Annotated in this window: 14 protein-coding genes and 1 other RNA gene; 7 read left to right on the top strand and 8 right to left on the bottom strand. The window is 38.5% G+C overall.

Features of this window, described 5'->3' with window-relative positions:
- Nucleotides 1-70: 70 nt before the first annotated feature.
- Nucleotides 71-739, top strand: a complete 669-nt coding sequence (locus L870_RS0101425) for a Crp/Fnr family transcriptional regulator (protein WP_028516599.1) — start codon at nucleotides 71-73, stop codon at nucleotides 737-739.
- A 60-nt stretch (nucleotides 740-799) separates the two neighbouring features.
- Complete coding sequence (locus L870_RS0101420; RefSeq protein WP_037270725.1) at nucleotides 800-1,663, top strand: undecaprenyl-diphosphate phosphatase; 864 nt, start codon at nucleotides 800-802, stop codon at nucleotides 1,661-1,663.
- 34 nt (nucleotides 1,664-1,697) lie between these two features.
- Here the strand turns inward: L870_RS0101420 and L870_RS0101415 are convergent, their stop codons facing one another.
- The 5 genes from L870_RS0101415 to L870_RS0101395 form a co-directional block, all read right to left on the bottom strand.
- Nucleotides 1,698-1,931 (bottom strand): YdbC family protein, encoded by a 234-nt coding sequence (locus L870_RS0101415; protein WP_028516597.1) that lies wholly within the window; start codon nucleotides 1,929-1,931, stop codon nucleotides 1,698-1,700.
- A gap of 94 nt (nucleotides 1,932-2,025) precedes the next feature.
- Nucleotides 2,026-2,328, bottom strand: a complete 303-nt coding sequence (locus L870_RS0101410; RefSeq protein ID WP_028516596.1) for a DUF6514 family protein — start codon at nucleotides 2,326-2,328, stop codon at nucleotides 2,026-2,028.
- Nucleotides 2,329-2,473: 145 nt separating this feature from the next.
- A complete protein-coding gene (locus L870_RS0101405; protein ID WP_028516595.1) occupies nucleotides 2,474-3,166 on the bottom strand; it encodes a GTP pyrophosphokinase in 693 nt (230 codons plus the stop codon).
- Between the two features lie 33 nt (nucleotides 3,167-3,199).
- Nucleotides 3,200-5,056, bottom strand: coding sequence for an ABC transporter ATP-binding protein (locus tag L870_RS0101400; protein ID WP_028516594.1), 1,857 nt, complete (start codon nucleotides 5,054-5,056; stop codon nucleotides 3,200-3,202).
- Between the two features lie 50 nt (nucleotides 5,057-5,106).
- The gene (locus tag L870_RS0101395) at nucleotides 5,107-5,973 is read right to left on the bottom strand and encodes a TPM domain-containing protein (RefSeq protein ID WP_028516593.1); all 867 of its coding nucleotides are present in this window, start codon (nucleotides 5,971-5,973) and stop codon (nucleotides 5,107-5,109) included.
- A 108-nt stretch (nucleotides 5,974-6,081) separates the two neighbouring features.
- On the opposite strand from L870_RS0101395, the gene L870_RS0101390 reads away from it, so the two are divergent.
- Genes L870_RS0101390 through L870_RS0101380 form a run of 3 tightly spaced genes read left to right on the top strand, consistent with a single transcriptional unit; the run spans nucleotide 6,082 to nucleotide 8,178 of the window.
- Complete coding sequence (locus tag L870_RS0101390) at nucleotides 6,082-6,903, top strand: DNA-3-methyladenine glycosylase family protein (protein WP_028516592.1); 822 nt, start codon at nucleotides 6,082-6,084, stop codon at nucleotides 6,901-6,903.
- 50 nt (nucleotides 6,904-6,953) lie between these two features.
- Nucleotides 6,954-7,205, top strand: coding sequence for a hypothetical protein (locus tag L870_RS0101385; protein ID WP_028516591.1), 252 nt, complete (start codon nucleotides 6,954-6,956; stop codon nucleotides 7,203-7,205).
- Nucleotides 7,206-7,251: 46 nt separating this feature from the next.
- Complete coding sequence (locus L870_RS0101380; protein WP_080676310.1) at nucleotides 7,252-8,178, top strand: AraC family transcriptional regulator; 927 nt, start codon at nucleotides 7,252-7,254, stop codon at nucleotides 8,176-8,178.
- 40 nt (nucleotides 8,179-8,218) lie between these two features.
- Here L870_RS0101380 and rnpB read toward each other — a convergent pair.
- The 3 genes from rnpB to L870_RS0101370 all read right to left on the bottom strand — a co-directional run bounded on the left by rnpB (nucleotide 8,219) and on the right by L870_RS0101370 (nucleotide 10,504).
- An RNA gene (gene rnpB, locus L870_RS18230) (RNase P RNA component class A) lies at nucleotides 8,219-8,566 on the bottom strand.
- A 32-nt stretch (nucleotides 8,567-8,598) separates the two neighbouring features.
- Nucleotides 8,599-10,062: a PH domain-containing protein gene (locus L870_RS0101375; RefSeq protein WP_028516589.1), complete on the bottom strand. Its 1,464-nt coding sequence runs from the start codon at nucleotides 10,060-10,062 to the stop codon at nucleotides 8,599-8,601.
- The gene (locus L870_RS0101370) at nucleotides 10,052-10,504 is read right to left on the bottom strand and encodes a hypothetical protein (protein WP_028516588.1); all 453 of its coding nucleotides are present in this window, start codon (nucleotides 10,502-10,504) and stop codon (nucleotides 10,052-10,054) included. Before L870_RS0101370 ends, L870_RS0101375 begins: the two co-directional genes overlap by 11 nt.
- A gap of 116 nt (nucleotides 10,505-10,620) precedes the next feature.
- On the opposite strand from L870_RS0101370, the gene L870_RS0101365 reads away from it, so the two are divergent.
- Both L870_RS0101365 and L870_RS0101360 read left to right on the top strand, forming a co-directional pair.
- Complete coding sequence (locus tag L870_RS0101365) at nucleotides 10,621-11,886, top strand: alanine/glycine:cation symporter family protein (RefSeq protein ID WP_037270723.1); 1,266 nt, start codon at nucleotides 10,621-10,623, stop codon at nucleotides 11,884-11,886.
- Nucleotides 11,887-12,411: 525 nt separating this feature from the next.
- Complete coding sequence (locus L870_RS0101360) at nucleotides 12,412-14,244, top strand: ribonuclease J (protein WP_080676309.1); 1,833 nt, start codon at nucleotides 12,412-12,414, stop codon at nucleotides 14,242-14,244.
- Nucleotides 14,245-14,317: the final 73 nt, after the last annotated feature.

Below are 14,317 nucleotides of genomic sequence, written 5' to 3'. Positions count from 1 at the left end.
TTGTCTGAATATATTGTATCATAATGTAAAAGAAAAATCTGTTGCAAATGCAACACAGAAGGAGTTTTTTATGTTACCTGAAAATAACATATTATTTAAAGGTATAGATCAAGATGATTGCCATCGAATGATCGACTGTTTCAACGCTGAAATAAAAAAATTCAAAGCCGGCGGAAGGATAATGGATTATTCCGATAATCCGGATAAGCTCGGTATCGTACTAAATGGTACCGCTGTAATGGTAAGATACGATATAAACGGTGTAAGATCAATACTGGAATCACTTGAGGAGCAAAGTGTATTCGGAGTTTATTTTACATTTACAGCTTCACAGCGAAGCAGTATCGAGATAATCGCCGAAACTGACTGCGTGATAATGTTTGTGAGAAGGTCTGAAATTACCAAAAGATGCGAGAACGCTTGTCAGTGTCACTCAAAAGTCGTTGAAAATCTGCTGGAGCTCATGTCAGAAAAAGCAATATCTCTCAATGAAAGAATTGAGGTGCTTAGTCAGCGCACTATCGAAGATAAGCTTATCAGTTGTCTGAGCATTATCGAAGAAAAGACGCCAAAGGGAAAAGCTCCGCAAATTCCTTTTTCTACCACTGCTTTATCGGATTATCTATGTGTTAACCGAAGTGCGCTCCAGCGTGAGATAACAAGATTAAAAAGATCAGGAATACTTACTATATCAAAAAGGAAATTCAAGCTTTTCAGAAATCACGATTCCGATATTTGACACACAAACCCAAATATGTTATAATATCATCTGTATTTTATATGAAAGGAAACATACACAATGATTTGGGAGATAATCAAAACAATAATACTTGGTATTGTGGAAGGCATCACAGAATGGCTTCCTATAAGCAGTACAGGTCACCTTATTCTCGTCGGAGAGTTTCTTAAACTGGATAAATCCGATGAATTCAAAGAAATGTTCGATGTTGTTATCCAGTTGGGCGCAATAATGGCTGTAGTTGTTATATTCTGGCATAAGCTTTGGCCTTTCGGAAAGAAAAACAATCAGCATCCGCTGAACAAATCACCTTTCGGACAGATGGTAAAAACAGACATATTCCAGATGTGGTTCAAAGTCCTTGTTGCCTGTGTTCCGGCTGCTGCTATAGGTTACGTCACTGAGGATTGGGTAGATAAGCATTTTTACAATCCTTGGACTGTTGCTATCGCACTTATTGTATTCGGTGTAGCGTTTATTATTGTTGAAAACTGGAACAAAGACAGAAAAGCAAAAATAAATACAATTGCTGTGCTTACATACAAAGCTGCATTTATTATTGGCATTTTTCAGCTTATCGCTGCAATTTTCCCGGGTACATCGCGTTCAGGTGCTACTATAGTCGGTGCACTTCTTATCGGTGTTTCACGTACTGTAGCTGCTGAATTCACATTCTACCTTGCAGTTCCTGTTATGTTCGGCGCAAGTCTGCTGAAGCTTATAAAGTTCGGATTTGATTTTACAGGCAGTGAACTCGCGGTTCTTCTGATTGGCATGGCAGTTGCATTCTTAGTATCGGTTTTCGTTATCAAGTTTCTCATGGATTATATCAAAAAGCATGATTTCAAGGTGTTTGGCTGGTATCGAATCATCCTCGGTATACTTGTACTTGCATATTTTGGAGGAAAAGCAATATTAAAATAATGAAAAAAGCAGCTCAGCGAGCTGCTTTTTATGCTTATTCAAATGAATCAAGATCAATTCCGGCAAGAAGCTCTTTGAGCTCTGCAAGTTCGTCAGCTGTAAGAGTAACGCCCTTTCCCATTCTTGAATGATCGGGTGACCATTCTCTTATGTCATACTTAGGCTCATGCTCATTCCAGCTCACCATGTTAAGTTCTTTTGTCCAGCCCTTAGCGTTCTCAGAAAGAACCCCCAGTTTTTCTGTGATCTCATATTTTAATTCAGCCATTGCGATCTCTCCTTTCCAGATATGGCTATTTACCATTCAATTTGATATTATATCATAAAAAAATCAATTTGTCCATACCCCAAAAGTAAATTTTTTATATGGATACTCTCAGAAAATCAAGGGCTTTGCTGTAAAGCTGACATGGCTTTATTTTCTGGCTTATAAGCAGTTCTGCGAAAGCTACGGCATCTTCAATATTTCTTGAAAAATCATCAATAAGCTCTTTTTGACCGTTTCTATGGTCTATGACTTCCACACCGTATGTAATTATCTCGTCTTCAAATATCCTCATTCGTCCGCTCAAAACCCTGTATGCTACCTTATTATCACCGAAGATCTCCATATAAGTGGTTTTGTCAATGACCTCACGCTTTATCTTTTTTACTATCCCGAACATTTATATGCTCCTTTCTTTTTATCTGTTGACAGTTTTATTATATCATCAGCCTGAGCAAATGTGAACGGGGATTTTTTTGTAAAATAGACTTTTTTAAGTAATATTATGACGAAAAAGCTCACCGTGAACGATGAGCTTAAAATTATTATTCCATATCTTTTATCTGTAAATATATATTTTGCATCTGCAAGTCCGTCTCGGCGATCCTTTCAGCACATTCTTTAAGCTCATCGGATATTTCGGGCGGGATATCCGATGATGTTTTATATTTTAGCTGATGTTCAAGACTTGCCCAGAAATCCATAGCTATGGTACGTATCTGTATTTCTACAGGAGCGTATTCCTTATGTGTAGATAAATAAACAGGTACGTTAAGTATCATATGATAACTTCTGTAGCCGCTCGGCTTGGGATTTTTTATGTAATCCTTGCGCTTGATGACAGTAAAATCATCACGCCTTGAAAGCATTTCGACTATGGCATAAATATCTGTGATATAATAGCAGGTAACTCTGATACCAGCAAGATCAAGGAGATTTTTTCTTGCTGCATCTGTCGAAATTTCTAAATTCTTCTTCTGAAGCTTGCCTATTATCGACTGAGGAGACTTCAAACGGCTTTCAATGTTATGAATAGGGTTTCTCTGGAATTTTACGCTGAATTCGTTATCGAGTATCCCAAGGTAAGTCTTTACGACCTCTATAGCAGAATCATAAAGATGAGAAAGCTGCAAAAAATCATAGAAAACGTGCGCAAATTTTTCCTTCATAGACTCACTGTTGTCGGCAAGTGCAGGCAGATTGTCAAATGCTTCAATATAAAAATCCTTTTCACTCATGGCGTATCCTTCCTTTCTGTCCGAGTGTGAAGATCAGTCTTCACCTTCCGTATATTCAAAACGTTCTGTACCTGTTTCGACTTTGCTGAACTGAGTGTTATAAAGCTCTGTATATACTCCGCCGCGGCTTACAAGCTCGCTGTGTGTACCTCTTTCGGAGATAACACCGTCCTTTATTACCAGTATCTCGTCTGCTGCCAGAATAGTCGACAATCTGTGTGCGATAAGGATACTTGTTCTTGAAGATATCAGAGGCTCTATAGCGTCCTGTATCTTTTGTTCGGATATCGAGTCGAGTGCGGAAGTAGCTTCGTCAAATATCATAAGAGCAGGATCCTTCAGTAAAACACGTGCAATGGATATACGCTGTTTTTCACCGCCGGAAAGCTTTAATCCGCGGTTTCCGACTACAGTATCAAGTCCGTTTTCCTGTTTTTCTACAAATTCATATATATTAGCCTGTTTGCAGGCGGTTATAAGCTCATCTTCTGTAGCGTCAGGCTTTGCATAAAGCAAGTTTTCGCGTATAGTACCGTTGAAAAGGTATGTTTCCTGACTGACTATACCTATATGGCTGCGTAAATAAGCAAGATCAAGCTTTCTTACGTCCGTACCGTCAAACAGTACGCTGCCTGACGTAACGTCGTAAAGTCGCGGAATAAGATTTACAAGTGTGCTTTTTCCCGAACCTGACGGTCCTACAACTGCTATGCACTTTCCACTCTCAAGCGAAAAATTGATATCACTGAGTATCTGACGCTCTTTATCGTAATAAAAACCAACGTTTTTAAACTCGACTTTTCCCTCAGGAGCATCTGTTGGAGTAATTGCGTCAGGAGCATTTTTTATCTCGACAGGCATATCGTAATACTCAAAAATACGTGTGAACATTGCCATTGAACGTATCCAGTCTACCTGTATATTGAGAAGCTGATTTACAGGACCGTACATTTTTCCGAGAAGTGCAACAAGTACTGTAATATCACCTACTGTAAGGTCAGAATCAAACTTCATCATAAGTATTCCGCCTGCAAGATAGATCAGCATTGGTCCTATACTTGAAAATGTGGTAAGAGCAACTCTGAACCAGCGTCCCGCCATACCCTCACGTATGTTGAGCTTTATCATTCTGCGATTGACATTTTCGTATTTTTCATATTCTGTCTTTTCCATGCCGAAAAGCTTGACAAGAAGCTGTCCGCTTACGGACATAGTCTCGTTCAGAATACCGTTTATTTCGTCGCTGCAAGCCTGCGATTCCTTTGTTATTGACCATCTTGTCTTGCCTGCGTTTCTTGTAGGAATAGCAAACAGCGGAACAACAAGTACACCGACTATCGCAAGAATCCAGTTCTGTCTGAACATTACTATCATTGCAACGATCAGTGTTATGGAATTTGAAAGTATACTTGTAAGCGTATTGGTTATAATCTGCTGTACTCCGGAAATATCACTTGTCATACGGGTTATGATATCGCCCTGATTATTGGAAGTGAAAAATCTCTGTGACATTTTTTGAAGATGCAGGTACATTTTATTTCGCATATCGTATGTTATATGCTGAGCTATCCATGTATTCATGTAGCTTTCAAGTACACCTATCAGATTTGCACCGAGAGTAACCGTTAGAGACAGGATTATGAAGAATATGAGTTTTTTAAGGCTTCTGCCGATAAGTCCTTCATCAATTATCTTTCCTGTAAGAACTGAAGGCAAAAGAGTCAGTGTGGAAGAAATGACAATGGCAATAAGCACGATCAGCATCTGTTTCCAGTAAGGCTTTAAATATGAAAATATTCTTTTCAGAAGATCTTTTGTGACCTTTGGTCGATTTTTCTTTTCCTCCTCTGTAAGATATCCCATTCCTCTTGGACCACCTATAGGCGGCATATAATATCAGCTCCTTCTGCATTTTTTATTGCTTCTTTATACAAAAATGTTTAGTCATCTGCTTTTTTAAGAGCTTCCAGTATTTTGTTGACAGCTCCGTAATTATCGCCTTTTGCTGATAAAGTATTTGCGTCTTTAAGAGCTTTTTCAATATCCGAGGATATCTTTTCAGAGGAATGAACAAGTATCTTCCCCGATATCGTGTCAAGCATAAACATTATGCCCTTATCGTTTTTATACTTGCGGTCGTAGTACTGCTGGAGTATCTGATCATTAGGTGTTTCCGAACCGTTATGTGAAGCGATTAATGTTACATCTTCTTTACATGAGCTAAGTGTTTTTTCAATCTTATTCAACTGATCCATATCAAAAACCTGCGCATTATCTATAACGTGCATAGGGCAAAGCTCACCAAGCTGCAAAAGGCGCATTATACCGGAACGGTAATCGCCCTTGAGCACTTCCTTAGTCTCCCAATAAACAGCATTATACTCGGCTTTATCTGATATGCCGTAAAGACATGATCCGGATCTGAATACGGAATCATAATTGGTGTCATTATTTATAAGAACGACAAGACCGCTTCCCTTTCCTTCGTATAACTTATTGTATTCTTCGGCTGCATAATCATATGGATATTTGCCTTCAAGATCATTTACTGTTATTACAGCCGCATTGATAAGCTTCTTCTTGTACAGCCAGCCTGCATAGTCGTTGCAGGCTTTAATCGTTTCCGAATCAAGGATATTAGCCTTATCAAAAATATAAGTACCCTCGGCAGTTTCAACTTCACGCTCGGTAAAAGGCTGACTTGTTGCCTCAGCACGGCTTTCTTTACTGCTGTTTTTTGACGAACAACCGCTGAAAACAAGTACCATAACTGCTGCGAAAGCTATGGCAGAGATAAATTTTTTCAAAAAAATCATTCCTTGCTATTGTATTCTCTATTATATTTTAGTATAATTTAAATGAAAAATCAAGTACAAGACTTTAGTTTGTATATATAACTTTTTAAGGAGGATATTATGGATTACAGAGTACAGGAAAACGACATCATTGTCTATGAACCCGATCTTGACCTTGATGAGACTCTCGACTGCGGACAGGCTTTTCGCTGGAAGAAGATACCTTCCGATCACATATGTACATATAAAGGTGCTTTTATAAATGATAAGCTCACTATTTCACAAACTGACAAAGGCTGTTTTATATTTCATAATACAGATGAAAACGATTTCATCTCCAAGTGGATAAGCTATTTTGATTTTGAAACAGATTATTCCGAACTGAAAAAAGAATTTTCTGAAGATGCAACTCTTTCAAAGGCTTGCGAATTTGCAGGCGGAATCCGCCTGCTCAGACAGGATAGCTGGGAGTGCCTTATTTCCTTTATTATTTCCCAGAATAATAATATTCCAAGAATAAAAGGCATTATAGACCGCCTTTGCGAGAATTATCACGGTAAATTTCCGGATTATAAAAAACTTTCAACGGAAACCGCCGATTCACTTGCGTACCTTCGCAGCGGTTTCAGAGCGAAATATATTGAAGATGCTGCATCAAAGGTGGCTGACGGTACTATCGACCTTTCAGCTATATCCAAAATGCCTATAGATGAAGCAAGAAGTGCTTTGAAACAAATAAAAGGCGTAGGTCCGAAGGTTGCTGAATGTGTTCTTCTGTTCGGTATGTACAGAACAGAAGCATTTCCTGTAGATGTATGGATAAAAAGAGTTCTTGCTGAGTATTATCCTGACGGATTTCCTGAATTTGCTCAAAAAAATGCAGGCATAGCTCAGCAGTATCTTTTCCATTATATCCGCAGTATTTCAAAACAAATTGAATAAGCTTCATTATTTTGCCAATACTTTCGATAAATGTTTTCATCGGAGGTACTATGATAAAAGGCGTAAACAAGAAAATTATCGAGATCAATAACCCTGACAGTCTATATTTCGAGAAAGCAGTTCTTTATCTCAGACCAAATGTAACAATTTTTCCTGAAACAATATCACAAAAAGAAGCTCAGAGGATATTATCTTCCCTGCTTCCTCATGAGAACAGAAAAAGAAGTTTTTTTCGGAACAGAAGATACATTTTAATCACGGCTATGATATTGATAATTATTGCTATACTTTTACTGCTGTAATATTTCTATTGTTAGAGTGGATATTTCATGGCAGCCATTGATTTATATGTATTTTTGTGATATAATATTAGTACGATATTGCTATATCATTGTAAAGGAGTGTACAAAAACGGATACAAGTAAAAATAAAAGCTCTGGCAGCAGGCTTTCCAGGAGAATCATATGTACACCCGGACCGTCTGCCAAAAACACTTTCTTTTATATACAGGAAGCAGGTTTCGCAAGGACAGAAGAGGCTGCCGCAATACAGCGTCAGGATCTGGAATCATTTCTTATCGCTGCTGTTGTAAACGGCAAAGGAGAGCTCTCTGTAAATGGCGAGAAATTTCAGCTTGTCACTGGAGATTGCTTCTTTATAGACTGCAAATCACCATTTTTTTACAAAAGCTCGGACAGAGATCCGTGGGAGCTTCTGTGGATACATTTTAACGGCGGGACCTCTCAGCAGTATTACGATTATTATATTTCACAGTCAAAGAATGTATTCAGACCTGCTTTCTTTGATAAAGTTGTGTCTGCTATAACAGATATACTCGAAGTCAACGAAAAAAAAGAACCTGATGCCGAAATAGTTACATCAAAATATATCGTTGATATCCTTACTCTTGCACTTACTGTCAACATATCGGATCAGCAGTATGATTCTGCCCTTAAACAGAAGCTTGCTGCGGTCAACAACTATATTGACGATCATTTTACAGAAGATCTTTCACTGGAAAAGCTTTCATCTCAGTTTTACATAAGTAAATACTATCTCACGAGAGAATATAAAAGGATATACGGTAAAACTATATTCCAGCATATTATAAATGCACGCATCAATTACGGAAAAAATCTTCTTCGTTTTTCCGACAAATCTGTTGAAGAGATAGCTCATTTATGCGGATTCAACGATCAGAGCTACTTTGCAAGACAGTTTAAAAAATCTGAAAATCTCACCTGCTTTTCCTACAGAAAAATGTGGAGAGACTAAATATACATAAATAAAAAAGAGAGCTTTCGCTCTCTTTTTTATTGTGACCAGACCGATAAGCCGGGTTCTGTCGTGTGCGGTAATTTATCTACGCTTACCGTCGCCGATAAGCTGAAGCCGTCATTACTTATTATCCGTCGAGCAGACGTTATGATAACAAGCACCAATAGACGTTGCATCGAATAGGGTTTACATAGCAGTACTGTCTCCAGCACTCTGGTGAGCTCTTACCTCGCCTTTCCACCATCACCGTCAATAATGACGGCAGTATATCTCTGTTGCACTTGCCCTAAGGTCGCCCTCGGCTGCCGTTAGCAGCTATCCTGCTCTGTGATGCCCGGACTTTCCTCGTAAACTGAAACGTTTCCGCTACCGCATAGTCTGCTCACTTGATTATGATATCATTTTTTTTACCAAAAGTCAAGCATTAACTTTACTTCCGAGATCATATCCGATGATTTCCGCTATCCTTTGAACCTCTTCGGCTTTCATGGCTTTTATTTTAAATCTTTTATGCTCTTCGCCCTCAAACCATATACTCATAGCACAGCGTCCGCTCATTGCCTGAAGAAGATTTTGCTGAAGCTCTATTTTTATGACTTTTTCCTGCTCGGATACGACAGTATGGAATCTTGTCCACACCGAACATCTGATCATTATTTTCTCTTCATACAAAGCTACTCCGCTTGTCATTAGAGCGGTAAACTTTACTATTATGAACCATACTGACGGGATCTCCAGCATTATTGCTATAAAGAAAGAGAGCTCTGCAAAGCGCGGAAAAAGTTCTGCGACTAAGTTATGTGACGAAATTATAAGAACAGTCACCAGAAGCGGTATTAGCAGATAAGAACCTATTCCGCCGGGCTGAGCGCTGTAGTCATTTTTTATGCCGCTGTATATTCCGATAGCATTAAGATCTTTTCCGAGATTTTTCTCAAATTTTACAGGCAAAAGTACAGGAAGCCTGTTTTTGGACGAACCATAACCCGGGCAGTTGATATGTACTGCCACTGCGCCAAACATCTTCATAATAAGATTCTGTCTCAGATCGGTATAATTAATATGTGCAGTTTTAATACGGTATTCCATTCTGTTAAATATACCATATCCGAGCTTCATATACTTTTTATCGCATTCTATCTCAAACCTGCCATATCTGAAAAGATTAACAAGAAATGATAAAAACCACGAGACTATGAAGAAAATTCCGACAAAAAGAGCAGCTGTCGGAATTTTCAGAACCATTTTATCTGTGATCTTCTCTGTTTCTTCCGTCAGAATATTAATAGAACGGCTTATGATATTGTAAGCAATATCTCCGCCTTTAAAGAAAAACGTAGCAAGATATATAGTTCCCGAAAAACCGCTTGAAAAAAAAATAGAAAAAAGGAGGACAGAAAGCATATTTATCTGCGGAAGTCCTTCTATTTTTTTCTTTTCATTTACATCGGGCATATGAAGCATTATTGCATTAAATGCTTTTTTACCGACAATAAGCTTCATATCGACCGTTTTAAATATACCTGCACGTGTGTCACAACGAAACCTCACTGCTTTGAATGGTGTAAGGTAAAAAGGCTGCTCAACTGTTGTCGAACTGATATTCTTATATGGAATATAGGTGTTTACTCTTACAAAAACACCGTCTCGGTGGATTATTTCATCTCCTGTGAAGTCAATACGAGAAAAGAACCACCTTACAAATCCAAAAATAAGGATAGCACCAAGCACTGCAATATCGAACCAAGCACCTTTAATCCAACTGTAGAACCAGTTTTTGTCAAAATGATATGTGTATATACCTCGCATAAGCGGGAAAACAAGAAGCCAGATGTTTTTTGCTGAATATTTAAGCATTTTTATGGGGTGCTCATGGTACATGCCTGTCCCCCCTTAAATTTATAGTTCCTGATAATCTGATTATTTCTTTGGCATCTGATTGTTTTAGAAATAGGAGTCTGAGCTGACCTCCGTATACAAAGAATATTATGAAATTAAATCCAGTATACTGAGAAAAAGGACTGCTTATAACAGTTGTGTATTGTACGGAGGAATATCTTACAGACTGATGTACCTTTATAAAAACACCGCTGCTTTTTATGACCTCGGTCTTTGTTGCAATATAACTTATTGAAGAAAAATAGAGAGGTAAATGGATAAACATTTCAAAGCAAGAGACTGCTATGGTACCAACAGTTATGAAAAATACAACATTATCCATTGGCAAAAAGTATTTTGCTGCTGCAATGATAATAACAGCTGCCGCAGTGATAAGTATACGCATTGTGCTCAGACAATTCCTGTCAGGTGCATATTGTTTCATTCTCCTCCCCCTTTCCAAGTATATTTTTATTATATCACAAATACTATTTAATGTAAAAGGGAAATTAAAAACAAATTGTAAACTTTAACGCATAAAACAGGAGAAAAACGATACATATGCTCGAAAGAATAAATGACTTGATATGGGGCAAGGGACTGATTCTTTTACTTTTGCTCATCGGCGTCATATACACCGTAAAACTAAGAGCTATACAGTTCAGACTCATCCCTTACATGATAAAGACAGCTCACAATAAAGAGATAAGGAAAAATCAGTTCAAAACGATGTGTGTATCTCTTGGTGCTGCAATGGGAACAGGCAATATCACGGGAGTCGCGTCAGCGATCGTTATAGGCGGAGCAGGAGCAATTTTCTGGATGTGGATATCCGCATTTCTTGGTATGGCTACTGTATATGCAGAAAACAATCTTTCTTCAATATACAGCGACAAAAGTATAAAAGGACCTATGGCATATCTTGCGAAAGGCGCCGGCAGCATGAAGCTTGCGATATGTTTTGCATTCTGCTGTATATTAGCATCATTCGGAATGGGCGGTATGGTTCAGGCTAACGCAATGTCCGAATGTATAAGAAAATGTTTGAAAATAAGCCCATTTCTTTTATCAATTATTGTTTTTATTGTTGTTTTAGCTGTAATTTGCGGCGGCGCCAAAAGAATAGAAAGAGCGGCACAGATATTCCTGCCTTTTGCAACAATACTGTATACCGCAATATGCATTTCAGTCATATGGAAAACACGTTCAAATCTTCCAAATATTATTATAAAAATATTTTATGAAGCCTTCGGAATTCGTCAATGTGTGGGAGGAGTATCGGGATACAGCGTATCAAAAGCCGTTTCATCAGGCATTCGCCGCGGAGTTTTTTCAAATGAAGCAGGTCTCGGAAGCTCACCTATACTTCACAGTTCATCAGTCAACAGCAATGATATTGAACTTCAAGGTATGTGCAGTATGTTTGAAGTGTTTATAGATACGATTATTTGCTGTACTCTTACAGCATTTACAATATTATGTGCATCTTCAAACGGTACAGTATATGAGGCATTTGATACAGCTACAGGAAAATATTCCTGCTGCATAATTGCTGTTTTGATGACAGCATTTGCTTTTTGTACGATCATAGGCTGGTATTACTGCGGCGAAACTGCCTTCATTTTTCTGCACCCCAATAGCTCTAAAACTGTTTTTTCCTTTGCATTTTCTCTCGTTACAGCGCTCGGTGTGATCATAAAAGCTGAAAAAGCATGGACTATATCAGATATTTTTAACGGATTAATGGCTTTTTTCAATATTATCGGACTTTTCCTGCTTATAAACAAAGTCAAGGGTATAAAAATATCAGGTTCGGTCAATAAATAATATGACTATATATTCTTTTGCTGAATTCTACGCAAAAAAAGAGTTTATAATAATTATCAAATACCACAATAAATTCAACCGTATATAAAAATTTATTTATTATGCCAAATGTTGTTTACAACCGCTTTTTGCTATTGACATAAGCTTTTTGTTTTTGTATAATTATAGTGTGAATAATTGTGTCTGCTCATTGGTGAGCAGTGCTTTAATATATATTTTTCAAGGCTTTTATGACGGAAATACGTCATTAAGATATAAAACCGCAGGGCGATGTGCGGTATTTTGCTTCGGATTTTAATTTTTAAAGTGGTCACATATTGTTATCAGGTTCGGCTCATAGACAAACGAGCTTGTACGTTTGCCTGTTGTATGTGGTCAGTCTTTTTGTCGCCAGTTTTTAGCCATTCTTAAAAAAGTTCGTAAAAATGGCTTGTTTTTATTTTTTCCGAGGTCTTTTATATATTTTCAGGACTTTCGCTGCGTTCATGCGAAAGTTTTCCCTATTCTTGAAAGCGAGGTCATATAGTGAACGAAAAAGAAAAAAGTACAAAGGCGAAGCAGAATTCAGCGGCTGCGCCTAAGAGAACCTACAGAAAGAGAACATCTGGCAAGGAAAAGAATGTAAATGAAAAAAAGGTAAATGCTGAAATAGCAGCTCCTGCAAAAACAAAAGGAGGCAGAAAGCCTAAAGAAGTCAAAAAGACTCCCGTAAAGATAATTCCTCTTGGAGGACTTAACGAAATTGGTAAGAATATGACAGTCTTTGAGTGTTCAAATGATATATTCATTCTTGACTGCGGTCTTGCATTCCCTGATGCAGATATGCCCGGTGTTGACATCGTTATCCCTGATTTTACGTATGTTGAGCGAAATAAAGAAAAGATCAGAGGTATCGTTATAACCCACGGACATGAAGATCATATCGGCGGACTTGCTTATCTTCTGAAAAAGGTCAATGTTCCCGTTTATGCTACACGCCTTACTATAGGACTTATCGAAGGCAAGCTCAAGGAGCAGGGGCTTTTCGGAAAAGTCAATCTCAATATAGTTGAGCCTAAAAAGACAGTAAAAATGGGCTGCATGGCTGTTGAATTCATTAAGGTCAACCACTCAATCCCGGATTCAGTTGGTATGGCTATCCATACACCTGCCGGTGTTATCGTTCATACAGGCGATTTCAAGGTTGATTACTCCCCTATTGACGGCAAAATAATTGATCTTGCAAGATTTGGTGAACTCGGCAGCCGCGGAGTTCTTGCACTTATGGCTGATTCAACAAACGCCGAGCGTCCCGGATATACTCATTCCGAGCGTACAGTCGGCGAATCCTTCGATAAGCTTTTCCAGAAGGGCGAAGGAAAGCGTATAATCATCGCTACTTTCTCATCAAATATACACCGTGTACAGCAGATCGTAAACTGTGCTGAAAGATACGGCAGAAAGGTCGCTGTATTCGGCAGAAGCATGGTAAATGTAATAAATACCGCTATCGAGCTTGGATACCTCGATGTCCCCGACGGTATATTTATCGACATAGAAATGATGAACCGCTATGAGAGTGAAAGAATAGTTCTCATTACTACCGGAAGTCAGGGAGAACCAATGTCAGCTCTCACAAGAATGGCTATGAACGACCATAAAAAAGTAAATATTACACCTATGGACTTCATTATCATCTCTGCTACACCTATCCCAGGCAATGAAAAATTCGTAACGAGAGTTGTCAACGAACTTATGAAATCAGGTGCTGAAGTAGTTTATGAGGCAATGTATGAAGTTCACGTTTCGGGTCACGCCTGTCAGGAAGAATTAAAACTCATGCAGGCTCTGACAAAGCCTAAGTTCTTTATTCCTGTTCACGGTGAATACAAGCATCTCAAAAAGCATGCAGATCTTGCAAAGCAAATGGGTCTTCCTGATGAGAATGTGATAATAGCCGAAATCGGAAATGTCATAGAAACCGACGGAAATACCATGAAGGTCGTATCTCAGGTACCTGCCGGACGAGTTCTGGTAGACGGTCTCGGTGTCGGAGATGTTGGATCTATAGTTCTCAGGGACAGAAAACACCTCGCTCAGGACGGTCTTATCATTATCGTTATAGGAATTGAACGCAGTTCCAACGAGATAGTTGCAGGCCCTGACATAATCTCAAGAGGATTTGTATATGTCCGCGAGTCGGAAGAGCTTATGGAAGAGGCAAAAGGTCTCCTCACATATACTCTCTCTAACTGCTCTGCAAGTGAATTAAGAGAGTGGAATTCTCTCAAGGGTAAGCTTCGTGATGCGCTTTCAGATTATATTTACCAGAAAACCAAGCGCAGTCCTATGATCCTTCCTATAATTATGGAGACATGATTTTCCGAAAGGAGCTTTAAGTTGAAAAATAAGTTTCCGGCAGTTCTGCTGATCCTTCATATACTCGCACTCG

The organism is Ruminococcus flavefaciens ATCC 19208 (assembly GCF_000518765.1).
In the GTDB taxonomy this organism is placed as follows: domain Bacteria; phylum Bacillota; class Clostridia; order Oscillospirales; family Ruminococcaceae; genus Ruminococcus; species Ruminococcus flavefaciens.
The sequence above is the reverse complement of the archived record's forward strand: the minus strand, read 5'-3'. Positions and strand labels throughout refer to the sequence as shown.